This window comes from Streptomyces sp. PH9007, from assembly GCF_059813725.1.
In genome coordinates this window covers 2,558,541-2,582,218 of record NZ_CM187440.1, presented here as the reverse complement: position 1 = coordinate 2,582,218, position 23,678 = coordinate 2,558,541, and the positions used below count along the sequence as shown (strand labels likewise).

At 72.2% G+C, this 23,678-nt stretch carries 22 protein-coding genes; 17 read left to right on the top strand and 5 right to left on the bottom strand.

The genetic code is table 11. The features are described 5' to 3' along the window. From ACTFAP_RS11700 to ACTFAP_RS11685, 4 genes are read left to right on the top strand one after another with little or no spacing between them, the layout of a single operon-like run. Positions 1 to 579 carry an aminotransferase class IV gene (locus ACTFAP_RS11700; protein ID WP_500469015.1) on the top strand — a complete coding sequence of 193 codons (579 nt, stop codon included), beginning with the start codon at positions 1 to 3 and terminating at the stop codon, positions 577 to 579. 55 nt (positions 580 to 634) lie between these two features. After that, the gene (locus ACTFAP_RS11695) at positions 635 to 1,192 is read left to right on the top strand and encodes a helix-turn-helix domain-containing protein (RefSeq protein ID WP_500469014.1); all 558 of its coding nucleotides are present in this window, start codon (positions 635 to 637) and stop codon (positions 1,190 to 1,192) included. 43 nt (positions 1,193 to 1,235) lie between these two features. Then, positions 1,236 to 2,165: an ABC transporter ATP-binding protein gene (locus ACTFAP_RS11690; RefSeq protein ID WP_500469013.1), complete on the top strand. Its 930-nt coding sequence runs from the start codon at positions 1,236 to 1,238 to the stop codon at positions 2,163 to 2,165. After that, entirely contained in the window at positions 2,162 to 2,959 is a 798-nt protein-coding gene (locus tag ACTFAP_RS11685; protein WP_390124293.1) for an ABC transporter permease, read from the top strand. The genes ACTFAP_RS11690 and ACTFAP_RS11685 overlap by 4 nt, the downstream gene beginning before the upstream one ends. 33 nt (positions 2,960 to 2,992) lie before the next feature. Here ACTFAP_RS11685 and ACTFAP_RS11680 read toward each other — a convergent pair whose 3' ends face one another. Continuing rightward, positions 2,993 to 3,862, bottom strand: a complete 870-nt coding sequence (locus ACTFAP_RS11680; protein ID WP_495684510.1) for a LysR substrate-binding domain-containing protein — start codon at positions 3,860 to 3,862, stop codon at positions 2,993 to 2,995. Between the two features lie 84 nt (positions 3,863 to 3,946). On the opposite strand from ACTFAP_RS11680, the gene ACTFAP_RS11675 reads away from it, so the two are divergent. Continuing rightward, on the top strand, positions 3,947 to 4,798 hold the full coding sequence (locus ACTFAP_RS11675) for a PhzF family phenazine biosynthesis isomerase (RefSeq protein WP_500469012.1): 852 nt from the start codon (positions 3,947 to 3,949) through the stop codon (positions 4,796 to 4,798). Positions 4,799 to 4,826: 28 nt separating this feature from the next. Here ACTFAP_RS11675 and ACTFAP_RS11670 read toward each other — a convergent pair whose 3' ends face one another. The 4 genes from ACTFAP_RS11670 to ACTFAP_RS11655 all read right to left on the bottom strand — a co-directional run bounded on the left by ACTFAP_RS11670 (position 4,827) and on the right by ACTFAP_RS11655 (position 10,411). After that, the gene (locus tag ACTFAP_RS11670; protein ID WP_500469011.1) at positions 4,827 to 5,705 is read right to left on the bottom strand and encodes an alpha/beta fold hydrolase; all 879 of its coding nucleotides are present in this window, start codon (positions 5,703 to 5,705) and stop codon (positions 4,827 to 4,829) included. After that, entirely contained in the window at positions 5,698 to 8,433 is a 2,736-nt protein-coding gene (locus ACTFAP_RS11665; protein WP_500469010.1) for a helix-turn-helix transcriptional regulator, read from the bottom strand. Before ACTFAP_RS11665 ends, ACTFAP_RS11670 begins: the two co-directional genes overlap by 8 nt. A 111-nt stretch (positions 8,434 to 8,544) precedes the next feature. After that, positions 8,545 to 9,390: a C40 family peptidase gene (locus ACTFAP_RS11660; protein ID WP_500469009.1), complete on the bottom strand. Its 846-nt coding sequence runs from the start codon at positions 9,388 to 9,390 to the stop codon at positions 8,545 to 8,547. A 241-nt stretch (positions 9,391 to 9,631) separates the two neighbouring features. Further along, positions 9,632 to 10,411, bottom strand: coding sequence for a TSUP family transporter (locus ACTFAP_RS11655; RefSeq protein WP_495684505.1), 780 nt, complete (start codon positions 10,409 to 10,411; stop codon positions 9,632 to 9,634). 324 nt (positions 10,412 to 10,735) lie between these two features. Between ACTFAP_RS11655 and ACTFAP_RS11650 the strand changes: the two genes are divergently transcribed. The 12 genes from ACTFAP_RS11650 to nuoL are packed head-to-tail and all read left to right on the top strand — an operon-like array spanning position 10,736 to position 23,678. After that, positions 10,736 to 11,095: an NADH-quinone oxidoreductase subunit A gene (locus ACTFAP_RS11650; protein ID WP_030736578.1), complete on the top strand. Its 360-nt coding sequence runs from the start codon at positions 10,736 to 10,738 to the stop codon at positions 11,093 to 11,095. A 59-nt stretch (positions 11,096 to 11,154) separates the two neighbouring features. Then, positions 11,155 to 11,709: a NuoB/complex I 20 kDa subunit family protein gene (locus ACTFAP_RS11645; RefSeq protein WP_030736575.1), complete on the top strand. Its 555-nt coding sequence runs from the start codon at positions 11,155 to 11,157 to the stop codon at positions 11,707 to 11,709. Continuing rightward, positions 11,706 to 12,446, top strand: coding sequence for an NADH-quinone oxidoreductase subunit C (locus tag ACTFAP_RS11640; RefSeq protein WP_495684504.1), 741 nt, complete (start codon positions 11,706 to 11,708; stop codon positions 12,444 to 12,446). The genes ACTFAP_RS11645 and ACTFAP_RS11640 overlap by 4 nt, the downstream gene beginning before the upstream one ends. After that, complete coding sequence (locus tag ACTFAP_RS11635) at positions 12,446 to 13,804, top strand: NADH-quinone oxidoreductase subunit D (protein ID WP_495684503.1); 1,359 nt, start codon at positions 12,446 to 12,448, stop codon at positions 13,802 to 13,804. The genes ACTFAP_RS11640 and ACTFAP_RS11635 overlap by 1 nt, the downstream gene beginning before the upstream one ends. Further along, positions 13,801 to 14,628: an NADH-quinone oxidoreductase subunit NuoE gene (nuoE, locus tag ACTFAP_RS11630; protein ID WP_390124273.1), complete on the top strand. Its 828-nt coding sequence runs from the start codon at positions 13,801 to 13,803 to the stop codon at positions 14,626 to 14,628. The genes ACTFAP_RS11635 and nuoE overlap by 4 nt, the downstream gene beginning before the upstream one ends. Then, positions 14,628 to 15,992, top strand: a complete 1,365-nt coding sequence (gene nuoF / locus ACTFAP_RS11625; RefSeq protein ID WP_390124271.1) for an NADH-quinone oxidoreductase subunit NuoF — start codon at positions 14,628 to 14,630, stop codon at positions 15,990 to 15,992. Before nuoE ends, nuoF begins: the two co-directional genes overlap by 1 nt. Next, the gene (locus tag ACTFAP_RS11620) at positions 15,989 to 18,502 is read left to right on the top strand and encodes an NADH-quinone oxidoreductase subunit G (RefSeq protein ID WP_500469008.1); all 2,514 of its coding nucleotides are present in this window, start codon (positions 15,989 to 15,991) and stop codon (positions 18,500 to 18,502) included. Before nuoF ends, ACTFAP_RS11620 begins: the two co-directional genes overlap by 4 nt. After that, complete coding sequence (gene nuoH / locus ACTFAP_RS11615; RefSeq protein WP_390124266.1) at positions 18,502 to 19,872, top strand: NADH-quinone oxidoreductase subunit NuoH; 1,371 nt, start codon at positions 18,502 to 18,504, stop codon at positions 19,870 to 19,872. The genes ACTFAP_RS11620 and nuoH overlap by 1 nt, the downstream gene beginning before the upstream one ends. After that, positions 19,865 to 20,545, top strand: a complete 681-nt coding sequence (gene nuoI, locus ACTFAP_RS11610; RefSeq protein ID WP_500469007.1) for an NADH-quinone oxidoreductase subunit NuoI — start codon at positions 19,865 to 19,867, stop codon at positions 20,543 to 20,545. Before nuoH ends, nuoI begins: the two co-directional genes overlap by 8 nt. After that, positions 20,542 to 21,474: an NADH-quinone oxidoreductase subunit J gene (locus ACTFAP_RS11605; RefSeq protein WP_500469006.1), complete on the top strand. Its 933-nt coding sequence runs from the start codon at positions 20,542 to 20,544 to the stop codon at positions 21,472 to 21,474. The genes nuoI and ACTFAP_RS11605 overlap by 4 nt, the downstream gene beginning before the upstream one ends. Beyond that, entirely contained in the window at positions 21,471 to 21,770 is a 300-nt protein-coding gene (nuoK, locus tag ACTFAP_RS11600) for an NADH-quinone oxidoreductase subunit NuoK (RefSeq protein WP_030736549.1), read from the top strand. Before ACTFAP_RS11605 ends, nuoK begins: the two co-directional genes overlap by 4 nt. A gap of 12 nt (positions 21,771 to 21,782) precedes the next feature. Next, positions 21,783 to 23,678, top strand: a complete 1,896-nt coding sequence (gene nuoL / locus ACTFAP_RS11595; protein ID WP_500469005.1) for an NADH-quinone oxidoreductase subunit L — start codon at positions 21,783 to 21,785, stop codon at positions 23,676 to 23,678.

The window sequence follows — 23,678 nt, the reverse complement described above, 5'->3', positions numbered from 1 at the left end:
ATGACCTCTTCTTTCCACGCCGTCCACCGTGGCGGGCGGGCGGCGAGCGCCGGGGACCTGGCCCCGCTCGCCTTCGCCGGGTACGCCCACTTCACCGCGCTCCAGGTGCGCGGGGGCCGGGCCAGGGGCCTGGATCTGCATCTGGAGCGGCTGCGCGGCGCGTCCGTCCACCTGTTCGGCCGGGCGCTGCCGGACGAGCGGGTGCGGGACGCGCTGCAGGCGGTGGCGGCGGGCTTCGACGACGCGGCGTTCACCGACCGGCGGGGCCGGCTGAGCGAGGCCACCATCTGGAACCTGGCCTTCTGGGACGGCTCGGCGGTGGTGTGGCCGAAGGCCGAGCTGCTGACCGGTACGACGATGGGCATCGTACGGCGCCGGCTGGAGGTGCTCGGGGTGCCGCAGCGGGTGCGGGAGGTGACGGTGGCCGATGTGCCGTCGCTGGCCGGGGCCGTGGTGATGAACTCGTGGACGCCCGGCGTCCCGGTGTACGCGATCGGGCCGCACCCGGTCCCGGCGGCGCCGGAGTTCACGGCGCTGCTGCGCCGGGCGTACGAGGCGGAGCCGCTCGTCGCGTTGTGAACGGGCCGACTCCGGCGCTATCGTTATCATTCTCGATAATGATAACGTCGACGGCGTGAGTGTTTCCGCAGAACGCTGGGCCGAACTGGCCTTCCACCCCGTCCGCATCCGGATCCTCGGCGCGGTGGCGGGCGGCCGGCACACGGCCTCCGGCCTCGCCGCCCAGCTCCCCGACGTACCGCAGGCCACGCTGTACCGGCAGATCGCCACCCTCGCCAGGGCCGGCCTGCTGGAGGTGGTGGACGAACGCCGGGTCAAGGGGACGGCGGAACGGGTGTACGCGCTGCCGGAGGGCGGGGTGACCCCGTCCCCCGAGGCCCTCGCCGCCGCCTCCCCCGAGGACCACGCGCGGTACTTCACCGCGTTCATCTCCACCCTGCTCGCCGAGTACGCGCGCTACCTCGCCAGGGACCACATCGACCTGGCCGCCGACGGCGCCGGGTACCAGCAGACGGTGCTGCACCTGGACGACGAGGAGTTCGGGCGGTTCGCCCGGGGGTTCGGCGAACTGGTGCAGCCGCTGCTCGCGAACGGGCCCGGCGGGGACCGGGTGCCCCGGCTGCTGGCGACCGTTCTCCTCCCGCTGACCACGACGAAGGGCGACGAGGAATGACCAGGACCCGGACCGGCGGGGCGCTCCGGACGGCGGTGCGCGCATGACCGGCATAGAGGTGCGCGGGGCGACCAAGCGGTACGGGTCCCTCACCGCCGTCGACGACCTCAGCTTCACCGTGCGGGAGGGCGCCGTCACGGCCTTCCTCGGCCCGAACGGCGCCGGCAAGACGACCGCGATGCGCATGATGGTCGGTCACATCACCCCGACCTCCGGCAGCGTGACGATCGGCGGACGCCGCTACCGCGACCTCCCCCGCCCGACCACCGTGGTGGGCGCCTCCTTCGACGCCGGCTCCTTCCACCCGCAGCACACGGCCCGCGACCACCTGCGGATCTACGCCGCGATGGGCGGACATCCCGACACCCGGGTCGGGGAACTGCTCGCCCTGCTGGGCCTGACCGAGGCCGCCCGGCGCCGGACCGCGACCTTCTCCACCGGCATGCGCCAGCGGCTCAACCTGGCCACCGCCCTGCTCGGCGACCCGCGCGTGCTGCTGCTCGACGAACCGGGCAACGGCCTGGACCCGCAGGGCATGGCCTGGCTGCGCGCGTTCCTGCGCGGGCTGGCGGAGGAGGGCCGCACCGTCCTGGTCTCCAGCCACGCGCTCGGCGAGATGGAGCAGTTCGCCGACGACGTGGTGGTCCTCGGGCGGGGCCGGCTGGTGACGGCCGGCCCGCTGGCCGAACTCGCCGGCGCGGCACACGCGGTGCTGGTCCGCACCCCCGACGCCGCCGCACTGACCGCGGCGCTGGCCGGCGCGGGCCACCGGGTGGAAGCCCTCGGCCCCCATGACCTGCGCGTGCGCGGGCTGGACGCGGCGGGCGTGGGTGACCTGGCCGCTCTCGAAGGGCTGCGCGTCCACGGCCTGACCACCGAACACCTCGGCCTCGAACAGCTCTTCCTCGAACTCACCGGGCCCACCGGCACCACCGGCCCCGGCACCCCCGCCGACGGACGGAGCACACCATGAAGCCCCTGATCCACGCGGAGCTGCGCCGGCTGCTCGCCACCCGGATGTGGCTGGGGATCCTGTTCGCCGCGGCGCTCCTGGGCGGCGGGACGATGGGCCTGCTCGCCTTCGTCGGGCCGGAGAACTTCGACCCGCCGATGCCCGGGCTGCACACAGAGGAGGGCGTGCGCTCCGTTCTCGGTTTCCTGGGCTTCACCGCCTTCGTCCCGGCCGCGATCGGCACGGTGGCCGTGACCTCGGAGTACCGGCACCGCACCGTCAACGTCACCTTCCTGTACGCGCCGGACCGCTGGCGGGTGCTGGCCGCCAAACTCCTCACGTACGGGCTGGCCGGCATGGTCTACGGGCTGGTGCTGGCCGGCACTTCGGCGGTGGCGCTGTTCGGCGCCGCCGCCGCCCGCGGGATCACGCTGGGCCTGCCCACGGGAACCATCCTGGAACTGCTGGCCCGCCTGGGCATCGCGATGGTCGCCTACACGGTCCTCGGCGTCGGCATGGGCGCCCTGATCCGCCACCAGATCGCGGCCCTGGCCGTGGTGGTCGGCTACCTGTACGGGGGCGAACTCCTCCTGATGATGATCCCGGGCGTCCGCCACCTCTACCCGTGGCTGCCCGGCGGGGCGACCGCGTCGCTGACGGACTTCACGGCGGTGGCCGACGCGCTGGCCGACCAGCTCTCCAGCGATCCCGTCGTCCTGCTGTCGCCGGTTGCCGGGGCGCTGATCCTGCTCGGGTACACCGCGCTCGCGAGCACGGCCGCCCTGCTGCGCCCGCTGCGCCGCGACATCGCCTGACCGCCGGCGGGCGCCGCCCGGTGGCGCGGCGGTTCACGGGGCGGCGGCACGCAGCAGGCCGGCGAAGGCGTCGGCTGCCGGGCTCATCCAGCGGCGGGGGTGGCGGGCCAGTTGGACGGGAACGTCCGGGAGCGGCGGCCCGGCGAGCCGCACCAGGTGGCCGTGGCGCAGCTGCTCCCGCACGGTGGCCAGCGGCAGCAGGGTCAGCCCGAGGCCGGCGGCCACGCAGGCGCGGGTGGCGTCCACACTGCCGAAGCGGGTCAGCCGGGGCCGGGAGCCGGGGACGGACCGCAGCCGGCGTTCGAGGTCATCGCTGTAGGAGCAGCCCTGTTCGAGCAGGAAGAAGCTCTCCGCGGCCAGCTCCTCCCAGGTGATCGGGCGGGGGCGGCCGGCCAGCGGGTGGCCGGGGGCGCCGAGGAGGGCGAGCGGTTCGTGGCCGACCGGCTCGGCCGCGACCTCGGAGACCTCGGCCTCGAACAGCAGCGCGAGGTCGAGCCGCCCGGCGAGCAGGCCGTCGACGCACGCCGCCGTGCCGCGCGCGGACAGCTGGACCTCCACCTCGGGGTGACGCGCGCGCAGGGCGCCGATCACCTGCGGCAGCCGGGTCGAGCACAGCGATTCGGGGGCGCCGACGGTGACCCGGCCGGCGATGACGTCCGGGTCGGCGCGCAGCCGGGCGACGGCGTCCAGGACGTCCTCGGCGCGCTCCAGCAGCCGGCGGCCGGGGTCGGTGAGCACGGTCCCGGTGGGCAGCCGGTCGAAGAGCGGGGTGGCCAGCTCGCGTTCCAGGGTGCGGATGTGCACGGTGACCGTGGACTGGGCCAGGTGCAGTTCGGCGGCGGTGGCGGTGAAGCTGCCGGTGCGGGCGAGGGTGGTGAAGGTGTGCAGGAGGCGGGTGTCCATCGGGACAGGCTATGCGCGGGCCCGATGGAGCACATCGGAATCCATCGTTGGACGCGATGGGGGAGGGGGTGGCAGCGTGGGGCCATGACCGAAGGAACCCTGCGCTACACCGCGTTCACCGATGACCCGGCCGGCGGCAACCCGGCCGGCGTCCTCCTGGACGCCGCCGGTCTCGACGACGCCGCGATGCTCGCGACCGCCGCCGAGGCCGGCTACTCGGAGACGGTGTTCGTGACCGCCCGGGACAGGGCCGAGCGCCGTTTCGCGGTGCGCTACTTCAGCCCGCTCGCCGAGGTGGCGTTCTGCGGTCACGCGACGATCGCGCTGGCCGTGGCGCTCGCCGAGCGGATCGGCCCCGGTCCGCTCACCCTCGACACCCCTGCGGGCGAGATCCCGGTGCGGACGGTGGCGGACGGCGCGGGCCGGGTTCGGGCCACCCTCACCAGCGTGCCGACCCGTTCCCGCCCGGCCCGTGCGGCCGAAGTCGACGCCACCCTGCGCGCCCTCGGATGGGAGGCGGCCGACCTGGACCCGCGGCTGCCGCCGCATGTGGCCTTCGCGGGCAACGACCACCTGATCCTGGCGGCCGCCACCCGGGAACGGCTGGCCGGTCTCTCCTACGACTTCGACGCCCTGGCCGGAGTGATGCGGCGGCACGGCTGGACGACGGTGGACCTGGTGTGGCGCGCGTCGCCGGTACGGTTCCACGCCCGCAACCCGTTCCCGGTCGGCGGCGTCGTCGAGGACCCGGCGACCGGCGCCGCCGCGGCGGCGTTCGGCGGCTATCTGCGCGCCCTCGGCCTGGCACCGGACGCCGGCGCCCCCATCGCGATCCGGCAGGGCGAGGACATGGGCCGCCCCAGCGACCTGACGATCACCCTGGACCCGGGGGAGCCCCGTACCCACGTCACCGGCACGGCGGTGCCCATCGTCTGAGCGCCCGTCCGGCCGCGCCGGCCCGGCCTCACCCGGCCGTGTGCGCGAGGACGGCGGCGGCCAGCTCCTCGTGCGTCTCGGGCGGCAAGGTGTGGCCCATGCCCGCCACGATCATCAGCCGCGCCCCCGGGATCCGCTCCGCGATCACCGCCCCGTGCCCCGGCTTCGCCGGTTCGTGGCTGCCCTCGATGACCAGCGTCGGCGCCGTCACCCGGTGCAGCACGCCCTCCGGCTCGAAGTCGGGGTCCGCCGCCGCGGCCAGCCGGTGGTTGACCACCGCCGACAGGTCGTTGGCCCGGTCGTGGATCCGCTCCTGGAGCCGGCGTGCCGCGTCCTCGTCGAACGGCAGCCCGGTGCCGTGCAGCACACGCTGCTCGGCGATCATGCCGTCGATCCGCGCGCGCCGGTCCCCGGGCGGCGGGGCGGCCATCAGCGCGCGGTAGAAGGCCGTGAACTCCGGTGCCGGCTCGGGCAGGCTGCCCTCGTCCTGCGGCTGCCCCGTCAGCGCCCGCAGGATCACCCGCCCCTCACCGCCGCCCAGCGGCGAGGAACCGATGAGCGTCAGCGAGCGCACCCGCTCCGGCCGCTCCACCGCGATGAGCTGGCCCAGCAGCCCGCCCGCCGAGTGGCACACCAGATGCGCGCTCTGAAGACCGTGGTTGTCCAGCACGCGGTGGACGTCGTTCTTGATCTCCTCCCAGGTGTACGGGTTCGCCGCGAAGTCGACGGTGTCCGACTTCCCGGTGTCCCGGTGGTCGTACCGGATCACCCGGCGGCCACCGGCGACGAGGCGCCCGACGAACGCGTCCGGCCACAGCACGCCCTGCGACATCGACCCCATGATCAACAGGATCGGCGCGTCCGTCGCCGCACCGAATTCCTCGCTCCACACACGCACATCACTCATGCCGCAGAGTCTGTCCCGCTCCGGCCCCGGTGCCTTCCGTAGAACTACCGGTCGCGAGGACCATCAGGCGCGCCAGTTCCGTACGGGAGCCGATGCCGAGCTTCGGATAGATCTTGTACAGGTGGTACTCGACGGTGCGCGGGCTCAGGAACAGCCGGGCGGCGATCCGCTTGCTCGACAGCCCCTCGGCCACCAGACCCGCGATGCGCGACTCCTGCGGGGTCAGCGCGTCCAGCACGGCGGGGACCGGCGCCCGGCCGTCCTCGCCCGCCGCCCGCAGCTCACCCCGGGCGCGCCGCGCCCACGGCCCGGCGCCCGCCCGCTCGAACGTCTCGCACGCCCCGCGCAGATGAGCCCTGGCCTCCCCGGGGCGCTGCCCGCGGCGCAGCCGCTCGCCCAGCAGCAGCGCCGTCCTGGCCGCCTCGAACGGATTGGTGTGCAGCCGCAGCGCCTCGGCGAAGTCCTCCTCGCGGGAGTGGACCAGCCCCCGGCAACGGGCCAGCACCGCCCGGGTCTCGGGCGTCGTCGCGTGCGCCGAGGACCGTTCGTACGCCGCCAGCACCGCCCGCGCCGCCGCCTCCTCACCCGCACCCACGGCGGCCTCGATGTGATCCGGCGCCACCCGCCACACCACGGCGGGTGACCCGGCGCCCGGACCCGCCGCCGTCAGGGCGGTGAACCGTTCGTGCGCCGCCGCGTGCCGCCCCAGGCCCAGATCCAGCAGCGCCCGCGCGTACCCGGCCACCCCCACCCGCAGGCCCACCCGGTGCGGCACGGCGATGGCCAGCGCCTCCCGCGCCAGCCGTTCGCACTCCTCCTCCGCGCCGCGCAGCGCCGCCACCATCGCCAGGTTCGCCAGATGCGCGGCCACCGTGTTCGGGTAGCCGGCCTCCCGGGCAAGACCCAGGCCCTCCTCGGAGACCGCCCGGCTGCCGGCCAGCCGCCCCGCCAGCCGTTCGGCCGTCGCCACGAACTCCAGCACCACGGGCAGCTGCCCGGTCATCCCGGAGACCCGGGCCACCCGTCCGGCCCGCTCGGCCATCCCGGCCGCCAGATCCGTCTCGCCCAGCTGGCTCGCGGCGGCCGACGCCCACAGATACTCCGCCGCCTCCCGGGGTTCGCCGGACCGCGCCCGCGCCAGCGCCCGCCGCAACAGGGCCGGACCTTCGGGGTCGCCGTCCAGCGCCAGACCGATCCCGGCCACCGAGTCCCGCAGGAACCCCGGCGGATGCGCCGCCGCCCTGCGTCCGAGGCCGACGAGCGCCGCCGTGTCACCGACGTACGAGGCCGCCTCGGCTGCGTCGGCCAGCATCTCCAGGCTGTCGCCCGTGGACAGGATGCGGACGGCCTCGGCGGCGTCGCCGGAGTTCAGCTCGAACCGGCCCCGGAGCCGGGCGATCTCCAGGGCCAGAGCGGCGTCCGTGCCCGGCAGCTCGCGGGCCTCCGCCAGCAGGGACTCGGCCTGCCCGGGGCGGCCCCCGAGCCAGGACGCGACGGCGGCGTCCTTCAGGCGTACCGCCCGGGGCCCCGGCTCCGGGGTCAGTTCGGCCGCCCGGGCCAGGGCGGTGGCGGCGCTGCCGTACCCGCCGCGCTCGCGCGACCGCCGCGCGGCGGCCACCAGCTCGGCGGCGACCCGCTCGTCGCGGCCCACGGCGGCACCGGCCAGGTGCCAGGCGCGGCGGTCGCCCCCGGTCAGCTCCGCCAGGACGGCGTGCACCCGGCGGAGTCCGGCGGGGGTGGCCGCCTCGTACACCGCCGACCTGATGAGCGGATGACGGAAGCGCAGCCGGGTGCCATCGAGCCCGGCGAGACCCGACTCCTCCAGCTCGGCCAGCGCGCACCGTACGGCGCGGTCGGTGTCCTGCGGAGGGGCGGCGCTGCCGGTGCCCTCCGTGAGCAGCCGCGCGGTGGCGCGCAGCGCCGGATCGAGGTCGGCCTCCACGGCGGCCACCCGCGCCAGCAGTCCGGCGCCGGCGGACAGCGCCGCCACCCGGTCGCCGAACAGCCGGGCGCCACCGGGCAGCGGGTCGGGCAGCGGGGCGGCCCCGGCGAGCTGCGCGGGGGTCAGCCGGGCGGCGATCTCCCGCAGCGCCAGCGGGTTGGCGCCGGTCGCGGCGATGAGATCCCGCGCCACGCCGGAGGGGACGCCGTGCCGTGACCGCAGCAGTTCGGCCGCCGCCGCGTCGGGCAGCCCCCGTACCTCCACCGTCAGCGGCACCCCGGGCACCGGGGCGTCGCCGCGCACGGCGAACAGCAGCGCGATCCGTTCCGTGCCCAGCCGTCTGGCGGCGAACAGCAGCGCGTGGGCCGAGGCCCGGTCCACCCACTGGAAGTCGTCGATCAGGCAGATCAGTCCGCGCGGGGCGGCGGCCTCCGCCAGCAGCGAGAGCACACCGGCACCCAGCAGATAGGGATCGCCCGCCGGGTCCGCGGCGAGCCCCAGGGCGGCGCGGACGGCGTCGCGCTGCGGCGCGGGCAGCGCGTCCAGCGCGCCGGTCACCGGCCACAGCACCTGGTGCAGCGCCGCGAACGCGAGGCCGGACTCGGCCTCGACGCCGGTGGCGCGCAGCACGCGGGCCGCGGCACCGCGCCCGGCCGCGGCGTCCAGCAGCGCCGTCTTGCCCGCTCCGGCCTCGCCCCGCAGGACCGCGGCCCCGCCCTGTCCTTCGCGGGCCCGCGTGATCACCTCGACGAGCGCCGCGGACTCCGCCGATCTGCCATAGAGCACGGACAGACACTGTAGGAGAAGCGCGCGCCGCCGGGCCGGTACGGAGTCGCTTCTCACATCGCGCGCGAGGGCCCCGGCCGACCGGCCGGGGCCCTCACGACGACGGGTGGATCAGAGAACGCGGACCGCGCCGGTGGGGGTGTCCCACTCCATGTCGCGCTGGACGACACCGGTCGAGGAGTTCTGGGCGCCGATGAACTGGCCGCCACCGACGTAGATCGCCACGTGGTACGCGCTGCCCGCGCTGCCCCAGTACAGGATGTCGCCGGGCTGGAGGTTGCTCAGCGAGACCTGGGTGCCGGAGGTGGACTGCGGCTGGGAGGTGCGCGGGAGGGAGATGCCGGCCGAGGCGTAGGCCGCCTGGACCAGGCTGGAGCAGTCCCAGGCGTCCGGTCCCGTGGCGCCCATGACGTAGGCGTCGCCCAGCTGGGACTGGACGAAGGAGATGACGGCCGCGGCGCTGCCGCTCGCCGGTGCGGGGGCCGACTCGGTGGCCGCCGGGGCGGACGCCGCGGCCAGGGTGCTGCGTTCGGCGGAACGGGAGGCGGCGGCCTCCTCCGCCTCGCGGGCGGCGGCGGCTTCCTGTGCCTCGGCCTCCAGACGGGCCGCCTCGGCCTCGGCCTCGGCCTCCGCCTCTTCCTCGGCGCGCAGTTCGGCCGCCGCGCGGTGGGCGGTGGTGAACGCCCGCCGCTCGGCGTCGGCGTGCTCGTGGCGCAGGCCGGCCAGGTCGGCGTAGGACTCGGTGGCCTGGGCCGCCTCGCTGGTGGAGGCGGACAGGATCTCGTTCAGCGCGCGGAGTTCGGCGGTGGTCTCCACGGGGTCCTCGGCCGCGTGGGCGGGCGCGGCGGCGCCGGTGACGGCGACGGTGCCGACCACGCCGGAGAGGACTCCGCCGCGTATCAGAGTGCTGGCACGGGACGGCTTGCGGTGCCGGCCTCGGTAACGGATTGGGGACATGGACATCATCCGTACCAGTGATGTCCGGTTGTTCTCAATTGTTGTGGCGTGGGACACAGATGCCGTAAGCGAGGTTTTGAATGGGGGATTTGGCCCTTTTTGCTCCCGGTGATCCGGCCGTGCGCGGAGCGGGAGGCCGAGCCCTTGCGCTGGGCGTTGTCCGGAATACCCCATTGGCTAGCACGCGGCGGACCCCTGGGCAATCTGTCGGCGCGTCAGATGACAGCTCCCGTGGCGCACGTCACGACCACCACTGGTCGTACCCCAGGCGGACGACCAGCGCCGTCACGACCACGAGCAGGATCGCCCGGACGAAGCCGCTGCCCCGGCGCAGCGCCATGCGGGCGCCGATCCAGCCGCCCGCCATGTTGAACAGGGCCATGACGGCGGCCAGTTTCCACAGGACGGTGCCCTGGGCGGCGAAGCCCAGCAGGGCGCCGAGGTTTGTGCCGACGTTCACGACCTTGGCGGTCGCGGAGGCGGTGAGCATGTCCAGGTGGAGGATCGCCACCAGGGATATGACCAGGAAGGTGCCGGTTCCCGGGCCGATCAGGCCGTCGTAGAAGGCGATGCCCACCCCGGCCACCGCCAGGGCCAGCCAGCGGCGCCGGCGGGTCACCGCGCGGTCGTCCACGGTCGTACCGAACTGCGGTTTCCAGACGACGAATGCCGCCACCCCGAGCAGCACGACCATGATCAGCGGTTGCAGGACCTCTTTGTTCACTGCGGATGCGAACAGTGCGCCGCCCGCTGCCGACAGCATCGCGAGGCCGCCGAGCCGGACGGCGAGGCGCACATCCACGGGTGCTTTGCGGGTGTAGGTGAGGGCCGCGATGGAGGTGCCGGTGATGGCCACCGCCTTGTTGGTGCCGAGCGCGTAGGTCGGGGCGTGCTGCGGCAGGCCGATGAGCAGGGCGGGGAGCAGCAGGAGCCCGCCGCCGCCCACCACGGCGTCGATCCAGCCGGCGAGTGCGGCGGCGAGGCAGAGCAGGACGACGGTGGTCAGGGATATGTCAGGCACTGCTCGGCATATACCAGATACCTGTTCCACCTGCGAATTTGCCTGTATCCCACACGTAGTGGTAGAGACCACGGCCTGTTTCGGTGCCCCGGCACCTCCCGATTTGGCAGGGCGTATCGGGTACGTCGCGTTCCGTGTCAGTGGGGTGGCTTACCTTGGCTTCGTCGCCTTCGTCGGGTGGGAGAGATCACAAACTTCGTCGGTGACCCAGTGTCGAAGGTCACAGGCCCCGGGCTTAGGATGCTCACCAGCCTTGTGAACTGACTCACATAGATCTGATCTTCATCGCTAGCAGTCGCCGTTGACTGGAAGGAGCGAGGTGCGGTGAACGCGTACGTTCCCATCCTCGTACTGGGGGCCCTCGGGGCCGGCTTCGTCGTGATGTCCCTGGTGCTCGCATCGATCGTCGGTCCCAAGCGCTACAACCGGGCCAAGTTGTCCGCCTACGAGTGCGGTGTGGAACCGACACCGCAGCCGGCCGGCGGTGGTCGTTTCCCGGTGAAGTACTACCTGACGGCGATGCTCTTCATCATTTTCGACATCGAGATCGTCTTTCTCTATCCCTGGGCCGTGCACTTCGACGCACTGGGGATGTTCGGGCTCGCGCAGATGGCCGTCTTCGTCGGCCTCATCGGTGTCGCCTACGCCTATGACTGGCGCCGGGGAGGACTCGAATGGGACTGAGTTAGCCGGCGGAAGCCGTCGCGGGCCTGATACATGACAAACCCAGGAAGGGCGTTCCTATGGGTCTCGAAGACAAAATTCCCAGTGGATTCCTGCTGAGCACCGTCGAGCAGCTGGCCGGGCTGTCGCGGAAGTCGTCGGTCTTCCCGGCCACGTTCGGCCTGGCCTGCTGTGCGATCGAGATGATGACGACCGGGGCCGGGCGCTATGACCTGGCCCGTTTCGGTATGGAGGTCTTCCGCGGCTCGCCGCGGCAGGCGGACCTGATGATCGTGGCCGGGCGGGTCAGCCAGAAGATGGCGCCGGTGCTGCGGCAGGTCTACGACCAGATGGCCAACCCCAAGTGGGTCATCTCCATGGGGGTCTGCGCCTCCTCGGGCGGGATGTTCAACAACTACGCGATCGTGCAGGGCGTCGACCACGTGGTGCCGGTCGACATCTATCTGCCGGGCTGCCCGCCGCGTCCCGAGATGCTGATGGACGCGATCTTGAAACTGCACCAGAAGATCCGCGAGGAGAAGCTCGGCGTCAACCGCGAGCAGGCCGCCCGGGAGGCGGAGGAGGCCGCGCTGAAGGCCCTCCCCACCATCGAGATGAAGGGGCTGCTGCGATGAGCGACGCCACCAGCGGCTCGCACGAGCGGACCGACGACGAGCGCGCCGGCGGAGTGCCGGCCCCGCGCGGGAACACCGGGGAGACCATCGCCCGGCGGCGCGGGATGTTCGGCGCCAACAACGGCGGGGACACCTCCGGTTACAGCGGGCTGCGGCGCACCGTCCGGATGCCCGGCGCCTCCTCCCGCCCCTACGGCGGGTACTTCGACGAGGTCGCCGACGAGCTGGAGGGCGCCCTGGAGGAGCAGGGGGTCGATCCGGACACGGCGATCGAGAAGACCGTCGTCGACCGCGACGAGCTGACCTTCCACATCGCCCGCGCCTATCTGCCCCAGGTCGCCCGGATCCTGCGGGACGACCCCGCGCTGCGGTTCGAGCTGTGCACCGGGGTGAGCGGGGTGCACAACCCCGCCGACACCGGCCGGGAACTGCACGCCGTCTACCACCTGCGCTCGCTCACCCACACCCGGCTGATCCGGCTCGAGGTCTCCGTCGCGGACGCCGACCCGCACATCCCGTCCGTCGTCGACATCTATCCGACGAACGACTGGCACGAGCGCGAGACGTTCGACTTCTTCGGCATCGTCTTCGACGGCCATCCCGCGCTCACCCGGATCATGATGCCCGACGACTGGCAGGGCTTCCCGCAGCGCAAGGACTACCCGCTCGGCGGCATCCCCGTCGAGTACAAGGGCGCCCAGATTCCGGCTCCCGACCAGCGGAGGTCGTACAGCTGATGTCCACATCCCACACCACCCAGACCCCGCCCCGGGCGACGGCGTCGGCCGGGGCCCGGGAGACCACCGAGGGGACCGTCTACACCGTCAGCGGCGGCGACTGGGACGAGCTCACCGAAGCCGTGGCCCAGCGGGCCGACGACGAGCGGATCATCGTCAACATGGGTCCCCAGCACCCGTCCACCCACGGGGTGCTGCGGCTGATCCTGGAGATCGACGGCGAGACGGTCACCGAGGCACGCGCCGGGATCGGTTATCTGCACACCGGCATCGAGAAGAACCTTGAGTACCGGACGTGGACGCAGGGCACCACCTTCGTCACGCGGATGGATTATCTGACCCCTTTTTACAATGAGGCCGCCTACTGCCTGGGCGTCGAGAAGCTGCTCGGCATCACGGACGAGGTGCCCGACCGGGCCACCGTCATCCGCGTGCTGCTGATGGAGCTGAACCGGCTCTCCTCCCACCTGGTGGCCATCGCCACCGGCGGCATGGAGCTGGGCGCCACCACGGTGATGATCTACGGCTTCCGGGACCGCGAGCACTGCCTGGACATCTTCGAGCTCATCACCGGGCTCCGGATGAACAGCGCGTACATCCGCCCCGGCGGGCTCGCCCAGGACCTGCCGCCCGGCGCCATCGAGCAGCTGCGGGACTTCATCCGCAAGATGAAGAAGAACCTCCCCGAGTACGACAAGCTCTGCACCGGGAACCCGGTCTTCAAGGCCCGGCTGACCGACGTCGGCTATCTGGACCTGGCCGGCTGCCTGGCGCTGGGCGCCACCGGGCCCGTGCTGCGCTCCGCCGGACTCCCGCACGACCTGCGCAAGTCCGAGCCGTACTGCGGTTACGAGACGTACGACTTCGAGGTGCCGACCACCGACACCTGCGACGCCATGGGCCGCTTCCTGCTGCGCCTGGAAGAGATGCACCAGTCGCTGAAGATCATGGAGCAGTGCATCGACCGCCTGGAGCCGGGCCCGGTGATGGTCGGCGACAAGAAGATCGCCTGGCCCGCGCAGCTGGCGCTCGGCCCCGACGGGCTCGGCAACTCGCTGGACCACATCCGCAACATCATGGGCACCTCCATGGAAGCCCTGATCCACCACTTCAAGCTGGTGACCGAGGGCTTCCGGGTCCCGCCCGGCCAGGTCTACACGGCCGTCGAATCCCCCAAGGGCGAACTCGGCGTGCACATGGTCTCCGACGGCGGCACCCGCCCCTACCGGGTCCACTTCCGCGACCCGTCCTTCACCAACCTCCAGGCGACGGCGGCGATGTGCGAGGGCGGCATGATCGCCGACGTCATCGTCGCGGTGGCCTCCATCGACCCCGTGATGGGAGGAGTCGACCGATGACGGACGTCCAGCTGGGGATGCCCCAGCTCCCCGCACCCGCCTACCCGGACGAGGTACGGGAGCGGCTGACCGCGGACGCCCGCGAGATCATCGGCCGCTACCCGGACTCCCGTTCGGCGCTGCTGCCGCTGCTGCACCTGGTGCAGTCGGAGGAGGGGTACGTCACCCGCACCGGCATGGGCTTCTGCGCCGACGTGCTCGGACTGACCACCGCCGAGGTGACCGCGGTGGCCACCTTCTACTCCATGTACCGGCGCAAGCCCTCCGGCGACTACCAGGTCGGGGTGTGCACCAACACCCTGTGCGCGGTGCTCGGCGGGGACGCCATCTTCTCCGCGCTCCAGGAGCACCTGGAGCTGGGCAACGGGGAGACCACCGAGGACGGCAAGGTCACCCTGGAGCACATCGAGTGCAACGCGGCCTGCGACTTCGCCCCCGTGGTGATGATCAACTGGGAGTTCTTCGACAACCAGACCATCGAGTCCGCCAAGCGGCTCGTGGACGATCTGCGGGCCGGCCGCAAGGTGGTGCCGACCCGCGGCGCGCCGCTGTGCGACTTCAAGAAGACCGCCCGCACGCTGGCCGGGTTCCCCGACGAGCGGCCGGGCGCCACCGCCGCCGGCGGCAGCGCGGGCCCCGCCTCGCTCGCCGGGCTGCGGCTCGCCAAGGGCGAGGCAGGCCCCGGCCGGGTGGTCACCCAGCGCGGCTCCGCCCCCGCGGGCGAGGAGCCGGCCGGTACCCCCAGTTCGCACGACGCGCCCCAGCAGACCTCGGCCTCCGACCCGCACCACCCGGCCGGACCCGCCGCAGAGGAGGGCGAGTGATGACCACCGCCGCCAAGGACGTACGCGACTCGGGCCCCGAGAAACTGCTGTCCCCCGTGCTGTCCGCCTTCTGGGACGAGCCGGACTCCTGGACCCTGGACACCTACCGGGCGCACGGCGGGTACCGCGGCCTGCGCAAGGCACTGGACATGGAGCCCGACGAGGTCATCGCCTACGTCAAGGACTCCGGACTGCGCGGCCGCGGCGGGGCCGGCTTCCCCACCGGCATGAAGTGGCAGTTCATCCCGCAGGGCGACGGCAAGCCGCACTACCTCGTCGTCAACGCCGACGAGTCGGAGCCGGGCACCTGCAAGGACATCCCGCTGCTGTTCGCCAACCCGCACTCCCTCATCGAGGGCATCGTGATCGCCTGCTACGCGATCCGGTCCGCGCACGCCTTCATCTACCTGCGCGGCGAGGTGGTCCCCGTCCTGCGGCGGCTGCACGCCGCGGTGGCCGAGGCGTACGCGGCGGGGCTGCTCGGCAAGGACGCGCTCGGGCCCGGCAAGGACCTGGAGCTGACCGTGCACGCCGGGGCCGGCGCGTACATCTGCGGTGAGGAGACCGCGCTGCTCGACTCGCTGGAGGGCCGGCGCGGACAGCCCAGGCTGCGCCCGCCGTTCCCCGCCATCGCGGGTCTGTACGCCAGCCCCACCGTGGTGAACAACGTGGAGTCCATCGCCTCGGTGCCCGCGATCATGGACCGGGGCAAGGACTGGTTCAAGTCGATGGGCAGCGAGAAGTCCCCCGGCTTCACGCTCTACTCGCTTTCCGGGCACGTGGCCTCGCCGGGCCAGTACGAGGCGCCGCTGGGCATCACGCTGCGCGAACTGCTGGAGCTGAGCGGCGGCATGCGGCCCGGGCACCGGCTGAAGTTCTGGACCCCGGGCGGCTCCTCCACCCCGATGTTCACCGACGAACACCTCGATGTGCCGCTGGACTACGAGGGCGTCGGCGCCGCCGGCTCCATGCTCGGCACCAAGGCGCTCCAGTGCTTCGACGAGACCACCTGCGTGGTGCGGGCCGTCACCCGCTGGACCGAGTTCTACGCGCACGAGTCCTGCGGCAAGTGCACCCCGTGCCGCGAGGGCACGTACTGGCTGGTGCAGCTGCTGCGCGACATCGAGGCGGGCAAGGGCCGTCCCGGCGACCTCGACAAGCTCGCGGACATCGCGGACAACATCAACGGCAAGTCGTTCTGCGCCCTCGGGGACGGAGCGGCCTCGCCGATCTTCTCGTCGCTCAAGTACTTCCGCGCGGAGTACGAACAGCACGTCACCGGGCGCGGCTGCCCCTTTGATCCCGCCAAGTCCACCGTCTGGGCGGATGACGACGCGAACGCATCTGTGGAGGTGAAGGCATGACGGTCACCACCGACGCCAAGAACGGTGGTGGGCAGGCCGCCAGGCCCGCTGAGGAGGACCTGGTCTCCCTCACGATCGACGGCATCGGGATCTCGGTCCCCAAGGGCACCCTGGTGATCCGCGCCGCCGAACAGCTCGGCATCGAGATCCCCCGGTTCTGCGACCATCCCGCGCTCGACCCGGCCGGCGCCTGCCGGCAGTGCATCGTCGAGGTCGAGGGCCAGCGCAAGCCGATGGCGTCCTGCACCATCACCTGCACCGAGGGCATGGTCGTCAAGACCCAGCTGTCCTCGCCGGTCGCCGAGAAGGCGCAGCGCGGCGTGATGGAACTGCTGCTGATCAACCACCCGCTGGACTGCCCCGTCTGCGACAAGGGCGGCGAGTGCCCGCTGCAGAACCAGGCGATGACCACCGGCGACCCGGAGACCAGGTTCGAGGGCCGCAAGCGGACCTTCGAGAAGCCCATCCCGCTCTCCGCCCAGGTGCTGCTGGACCGCGAACGGTGCGTGCTGTGCGCGCGCTGCACCCGCTTCTCCAACCAGATCGCGGGCGACCCGATCATCGAGATGGTGGACCGGGGCGCGCTCCAGCAGGTGGGCATCGGCGCGGGGGACCCGTTCGAGTCCTACTTCTCCGGCAACACCATCCAGATCTGCCCGGTCGGGGCGCTCACCTCCGCCGCGTACCGCTTCCGCTCCCGGCCCTTCGACCTGGTGTCCTCGCCCGGCGTGTGCGAGCACTGCGCCGGCGGCTGCGGCATCCGCACCGACCACCGGCGCGGCAAGGTCATGCGCCGGCTGGCCGAGGACGTCCCCGAGGTCAACGAGGAATGGATCTGCGACAAGGGGCGGTTCGGCTTCCGGTACGCGCAGCAGCGCGACCGGCTGACGATGCCCCTGGTGCGCAACACGGAGACCGGCGAGCTGGAGCAGACCAGCTGGCCCGAGGCGCTGGAAGCGGCGGCGCGCGGGCTGACCGCCGGGGCGCGGCGCGGCGCGGCGGTGCTGACCGGCGGCCGGCTGACCGTCGAGGACGCCTACGCGTACGCCAAGTTCGCCCGGGTCGCGCTGCACACCAATGACATCGACTTCCGGGCCCGGGTGCACAGCGCGGAGGAGGCGGCGTTCCTCGCCTCCCAGGTCGCGGGGCGCGGCATCGATCTGGACGGCACCGAAGGGCTGACCTTCCGGGCCCTGGAGGCAGCGCCGGCCGTGCTGCTGGTGGGCTTCGAGTCGGAGGAGGAGGCGCCCAGCGTCTTCCTGCGGCTGCGCAAGGCCCACCGCAAGCACGGGCAGCGGGTGTTCTCGCTGGCCGGGCACATCACCAAGGGACTGGCGAAGACCGGCGGCACGCTGCTGCCGGCCGCGCCGGGCACCGAGACGGCGTGGCTGGAGGCACTGGCCTCCGGGACCGGCCTCGGCCCGGACGGAAGCGCGGCGCGCGAGGCGATCGGCGCCGAGGGCGCCGTGATCGTGGTCGGCGAGCGGCTGGCCGGGGTCACCGGCGGGTTCACCGCCGCGGTGGCGCTGGCCGGTTCCAGCGGGGCGCGCCTGGTGTGGATCCCGCGCCGCTCCGGTGAGCGGGGCGCCATCGAGACCGGCGCGCTGCCCGGGCTGCTGCCCGGCGGCCGGCCGGCCGACGACGCGCGGGCCCGCCGGGAGATCGCCGCCGCCTGGGGCGTCGCGGCGCTGCCGGACCGGCCGGGCCGGGACACCGGGGCGATCATCGAGGCCACGGCGGCCGGGGAGATCGGCGCGCTGGTGACCGGCGGGGTCGAGGTGGCGGATCTGCCCGATCCGGCGCTGGCCCGGCGGGCGCTGGACACCGTCGCCGCCGACGGGTTCCTGGTGTCGCTGGAACTGCGGCCCTCCGAGATCACCGACCGCGCCCATGTGGTGCTGCCGGTGGCGGCCGTGGTGGAGAAGGGCGGCACCTTCCTCAACTGGGAGGGCCGGGCGCGGCCGTTCGAGCCCGCCGTGAAGCCCGACCAGATGACGCGGCGCCTGGTGCAGACCGACTCCCGCGCGCTGAACATGCTCGCGGACGCCATGGACGTCCACCTCGGGCTGCCCGATCTGCCCACCATCCGGGCCGAGATCGACGGGCTGGAGCCGTGGGGCGGCGATCTGCCGCTGGGCCCGACCGCCACCCCCGTGGAGCTGCCCAGCCCGGAACCGGGCGAGGCCGTCCTGGCCGGGCACCGGATGCTGCTGGACCAGGGCCTGCTCCAGCAGGGCGACGCGGCGCTGGCCGGCACCCGGCACGCCACCGTCGCCCGTCTTTCGGCCGCCACCGCCCAGGAGGCGGGGGTCACGGACGGGCAGCCGCTGACCGTGACCGGCCCCACCGGCTCGCTGGTCCTGCCGCTGGCCGTGACCGAGGAACTGCCGGACCGGGTCGTGTGGCTGCCGCTCAACTCGACCGGCGGCGGCGTGTACTCCGACCTCGGTGCCGTTCCCGGGACCGTCGTCACCATCGGCGCGACGGCGGCTGAGGAGGTGAACGCCTGATGCGTACGACAACCCTCGCCCAGGAGGCGGATCTGTCGATGTTCGGGGGTGACCCCTTCTGGCTGATCCTGCTCAAGGCCGTGTTCGCCTTCGCCTTCCTCCTGCTGACGGTGCTGATCTGCATCGTCATGGAGCGCAAGGTGCTCGGCTGGATGCAGCTGCGGATCGGCCCCAACCGGCACGGTCCGTGGGGCATGCTCCAGTCCCTGTTCGACGGCATCAAACTCATGCTGAAGGAAGACATCGTCGTCAAGGGCGCGGACAAGGTGCTCTTCATCCTGGCCCCGGCCCTGGCGACGATCCCCGCGTTCATGGCCGTGGCGGTCATCCCGTTCGGGCCGGCCGACGACCCGGTGAGCATCTTCGGCACCAGCACCGTGCTGCAGCTCACCGACCTGCCGGTGGCACTGCTGCTGGTGCTGGCCACCGCCGCGATCACCGTGTACGGCACGGTGCTGGCCGGCTGGTCCTCCAACTCCACCTACCCGCTGCTGGGCGGGGTGCGGGCCACGGCGCAGGTCATCTCGTACGAGGTGGCCATGGGCCTCAGCTTCGCCGCCGTCTTCCTGTACTCCGGGACGATGTCCACCTCGGGCATCGTGGAAGCGCAGAGCGACCGCTGGTTCATGGTGCTGCTGCCGGTGTCCTTCCTCATCTACACGGTGGCGATGGTCGGCGAGTCGCACCGGCTGCCGTTCGACATGCCGGAGTCCGAGGGCGATCTGGTGGGCGGCTACCTCACCGAGTACTCGTCCATCAAATTCGCGTTCTTCATGATGTCCGAGTACATCCACATGGTCATCGTCTCCATGCTGATGGTGACCCTCTTCCTGGGCGGCTGGCGGGCCCCGGCACCGCTGAGCTTCTGGGAGGGCGCCAACTCCGGTTGGTGGCCGATGCTGTGGTTCACCCTCAAGATGCTGGCCGTCATCTTCCTCTTCGTCTGGGCCCGGGCCTCGCTGCCGCGGGTGCGCTACGACCAGCTCATGAAGCTCGGCTGGAAGGTGCTCATCCCGGTCGCGCTGGTGTGGCTGATGCTGGTCGCCACCGTGCGGGGCATGCAGAACGAGGGCTACGGCTTCCGCGACATCGTCCTGTGGGTGGTCGGCGGCGTCATCTGCCTGCTGCTCGTCTCCTTCGTCGTGGACATCTTCCGCGACCGCGCCGACGAGAAACGCGCCGCCGAAGAGGCGGACCGCGCCGAGGAGCCGTTCGACCCGATGGCGGGCGGGTTCCCCGTACCGCCGCTGCCGGGGCAGACCCTGCCACCGGTGCCCCGCAGGCCCTCGCGCGGGCCCACGGCGGGCGTCGCGGCGAGCGACACGGCGGATACCGAGGCGACCCGAGGAAAGGAGGGCGACCGTGCCTGAGTTCCGGAATCCCGTGGGCGGCTTCGGCGTGACCTTCAAGGCCATGTTCAAGAAGCGCCTGACCGAGCAGTACCCGGAGGAGAAGAAGCCCACCGCGCCGCGCTTCCACGGCCGGCACCAGCTCAACCGTCACCCCGACGGTCTGGAGAAGTGCATCGGCTGCGAGCTGTGTGCCTGGGCCTGTCCCGCCGACGCCATCTATGTGGAGGGCGCCGACAACACCGAGGAGGAGCGCTACTCCCCGGGTGAGCGGTACGGCCGGGTCTACCAGATCAACTACCTGCGCTGCATCCTGTGCGGCCTGTGCGTCGAGGCGTGCCCCACCCGGGCGCTCACCATGACCAACGAGTACGAGCTGGCCGACCGCACCCGCGCCTCCCTGATCTTCACCAAGGAGGAGCTGCTGGCCGGGCTCGAGGACGGCATGGTCGACTCGCCGCACGCCATCCACCCCGGCGCGGACGAGCAGACGTACTACCGGGGCGAGGTGAAGGCCGCGGCGCCCGGGACCGTACGCCAGGTGGCGCGGTCCAAGGGCGAGCAGCCCCCGGCGGACGAGGACGACGCCCTGGCGGCGGCGTCCCGGCTGCAGGACCCTTCCCCAAGCTCTTCGAGCAGGGGATACCCCAACGAGGGCGGCGCGGGCGACTCCGGTTCGGGGGTGCGGGCATGAACGCCCTGACCACGCTGGCCGCCGAGAGCTCCACCTCCTCGGGTGAGGCGGTGCAGTTCTGGATCCTGGCCCCGATCGCGGTGGCCGGCGGCCTCGGCACGGTGCTGATGCGGCGCGCGGTGTACTCCGCGCTCTGCCTGGCCAGCACCATGATCATCCTGGCGCTGTTCTACCTGGCCAACGGCGCGTACTTCCTCGGCGTGGTGCAGATCGTGGTCTACACCGGCGCCGTGATGATGCTGTTCCTGTTCGTCCTGATGCTGGTCGGGGTGAGCGCGGCGGACTCCCTGAAGGAGACGCTCAAAGGCCAGCGCTGGCTGGCCGCCGGGCTCGGCCTGGGGCTCGGCATCCTGCTGATCGCCGGCATCGGGCAGGCCGCGGGCGGCTCGTTCACCGGCCTCGGCCAGGCGAACGCCGGCGGCAACGTGCAGGGCCTGGCCTCGCTGCTGTTCACCCGCTACGTGGTGGCCTTCGAGGTCACCGGCATCCTGCTGACGATCGCCGCCGTGGGCGCCACCATGCTCACCCACCGCGAGCGGATCGAGCGCATCAAGACGCAGCGCGAGCAGTCGATCGACCGGATCAAGAACGGCACGCACGTCCCGCCGCTGCCCGCGCCGGGTGTGTACGCGCGGCACAACGGGGTGGACATCCCCGGGCTGCTGCCCGACGGCACCCCCTCCGAGCTGAGCGTCAGCGCCACCCTGCGCGGACGCGGCCAGATCCGGGAGGTGCACCGCGAGGCGCTGCGCGATCTGACCGCGCTGGAACAGCGGACCGCCACCTACCACGGTCAGCCGCGCCAGCACGGCATCAACGGCGACGTGAATGGCGGCGGTGACGCCAACGGCAACGGCAACGGCACGAGCGTGGCCACCGTCAACGGCGGCACCAAGGACGGCGAAGAGTCCGGGGAGGAGAACCGGTGAGCCCGGACAACTATCTGTATCTGGCGGCGCTGCTGTTCACCCTCGGCGCCTGCGGGGTGCTGCTGCGGCGGAACGCCATCGTCGTGTTCATGTGCATCGAGCTGATGCTGAACGCCAGCAACCTCGCGCTGGTCGCGTTCTCCCGGATGCACGGCAATCTCGACGGCCAGATCCTGGCGTTCTTCGTCATGGTCGTCGCCGCCGCCGAGGTCGTGGTCGGGCTCGCGATCATCGTCATGGTCTACCGGTCCCGCCACTCGGCCTCGGTCGACGACGCCTCACTGATGAAGCTGTAAGGGGTAATACCAGTGGAGTCATTGATCGGACTGCTCGTCGCGGCACCGCTGCTCGGCGCGCTGGTGCTGCTCGTGGGCGGCCGGCGGCTCGACCGTACGGGCCACTGGCTCGGTACCGGCCTGGCCTTCGTGTCCTTCGTCCTCGCGGCGGTGCTGTTCTTCGAACTGCTGGGCAGGGCGGACGGCGACCGCACCCTGCACCAGCATCTGTTCAGCTGGATTCCGGTGGCCGGTTTCCAGGCGGACGTCGCCTTCCAGCTCGACCAGCTGTCGATGACGTTCGCGCTGCTCATCACGGGTGTCGGCTCGCTGATCCATGTGTACTCCGTCGGTTACATGGAGCACGACCCGCGCCGGCGGCGGTTCTTCGGCTATCTCAACCTGTTCCTCGCCGCGATGCTGCTGCTGGTCCTGGCCGACAACTACCTGCTGCTGTACGCCGGCTGGGAGGGCGTGGGTCTCGCCTCCTACCTGCTGATCGGGTTCTGGCAGGACCGGCCGAGCGCGGCCACCGCGGCGAAAAAGGCGTTCATCGTCAACCGGGTCGGCGACATCGGCCTGTCCATCGCGATCATGCTGATGTTCACCACCTTCGGCACCTTCGCCTTCGGCCCCGTGCTCTCCAGCGCGGCGGACACCGGCGAGGGCACGCTCACCGCGATCGGACTGATGCTGCTGCTGGCCGCCTGCGGCAAGTCGGCGCAGGTGCCGCTCCAGTCCTGGCTCGGTGACGCGATGGAGGGCCCGACCCCGGTCTCGGCCCTGATCCACGCGGCCACCATGGTGACCGCCGGTGTCTACCTGGTGGTGCGCTCCGGCGCGATCTTCAACGCCGCGCCCGACGCGCAGACCGTCGTCATCGTGGTCGGCGCCGTCACGCTGGTCTTCGGTGCGATCGTCGGTTGCGCCAAGGACGACATCAAGAAGGCGCTGGCCGGCTCGACGATGTCGCAGATCGGCTACATGATGCTGGCCGCCGGGCTCGGCCCGATCGGCTACGCCTTCGCGATCATGCACCTGGTGACGCACGGCTTCTTCAAGGCGGGCCTGTTCCTGGGCGCCGGGTCGGTCATGCACGGCATGAACGACGAGGTCGACATGCGCAAGTACGGCGGCCTGCGGAAGTACATGCCGGTCACCTTCGTGACCTTCGGCCTCGCCTACCTGGCGATCATCGGCTTCCCGTATCTGTCCGGGTTCTTCTCCAAGGACGAGATCATCTACGCCGGGTTCTCCAAGGGCGGCACGCAGGGCTGGATCCTGGGCTCGGTGATGCTGCTGGGCGCGGCGCTCACCGCGTACTACATGACGCGCATCATGCTGCTGACGTTCTTCGGCGAGAAGCGCTGGCAGCCGGACGCCGCCGGGAAGCAGCCGCACCCGCACGAGTCGCCCGCCACCATGACGATCCCGATGATCGTGCTGGCGGTCGGCTCGGTCGGCGCGGGCTTCGCGTTCAACCTGAACGAGTCCTTCGCGCACTGGCTGGAGCCGGTCACCGGCCTCGCCCACGGCGACTCCCCGGTCGGCCACGGCATGGTGTCCGTCGCCGCGACCGTCGTGATGGTGATCGGGGTCGGGGTCGCGTACCTCCAGTACGGGCGGCGGCCGGCGCCGGTGGTGGCACCGCGCGGCAGCTTCGTCACCCGGGCGGCGCGCCGCGACCTGCTCCAGGACGACTTCAACCACGCCGCGTTCGTCACACCGGGCACGTATCTCACCCGGGGCCTGGTGTACGTCGACCACAAGCTGGTGGACGGCGTCGTCAACGGGCTGGCCGCCGCGTTCGGCGGTATGTCCGGGCGGCTGCGGCGGGTCCAGAACGGATATGCCCGCAGTTACGCGGTCTCGATGTTCGGCGGTGCGGCGATCCTGATCGCCGTGACCCTGCTGATGAGGGCGGTCTGA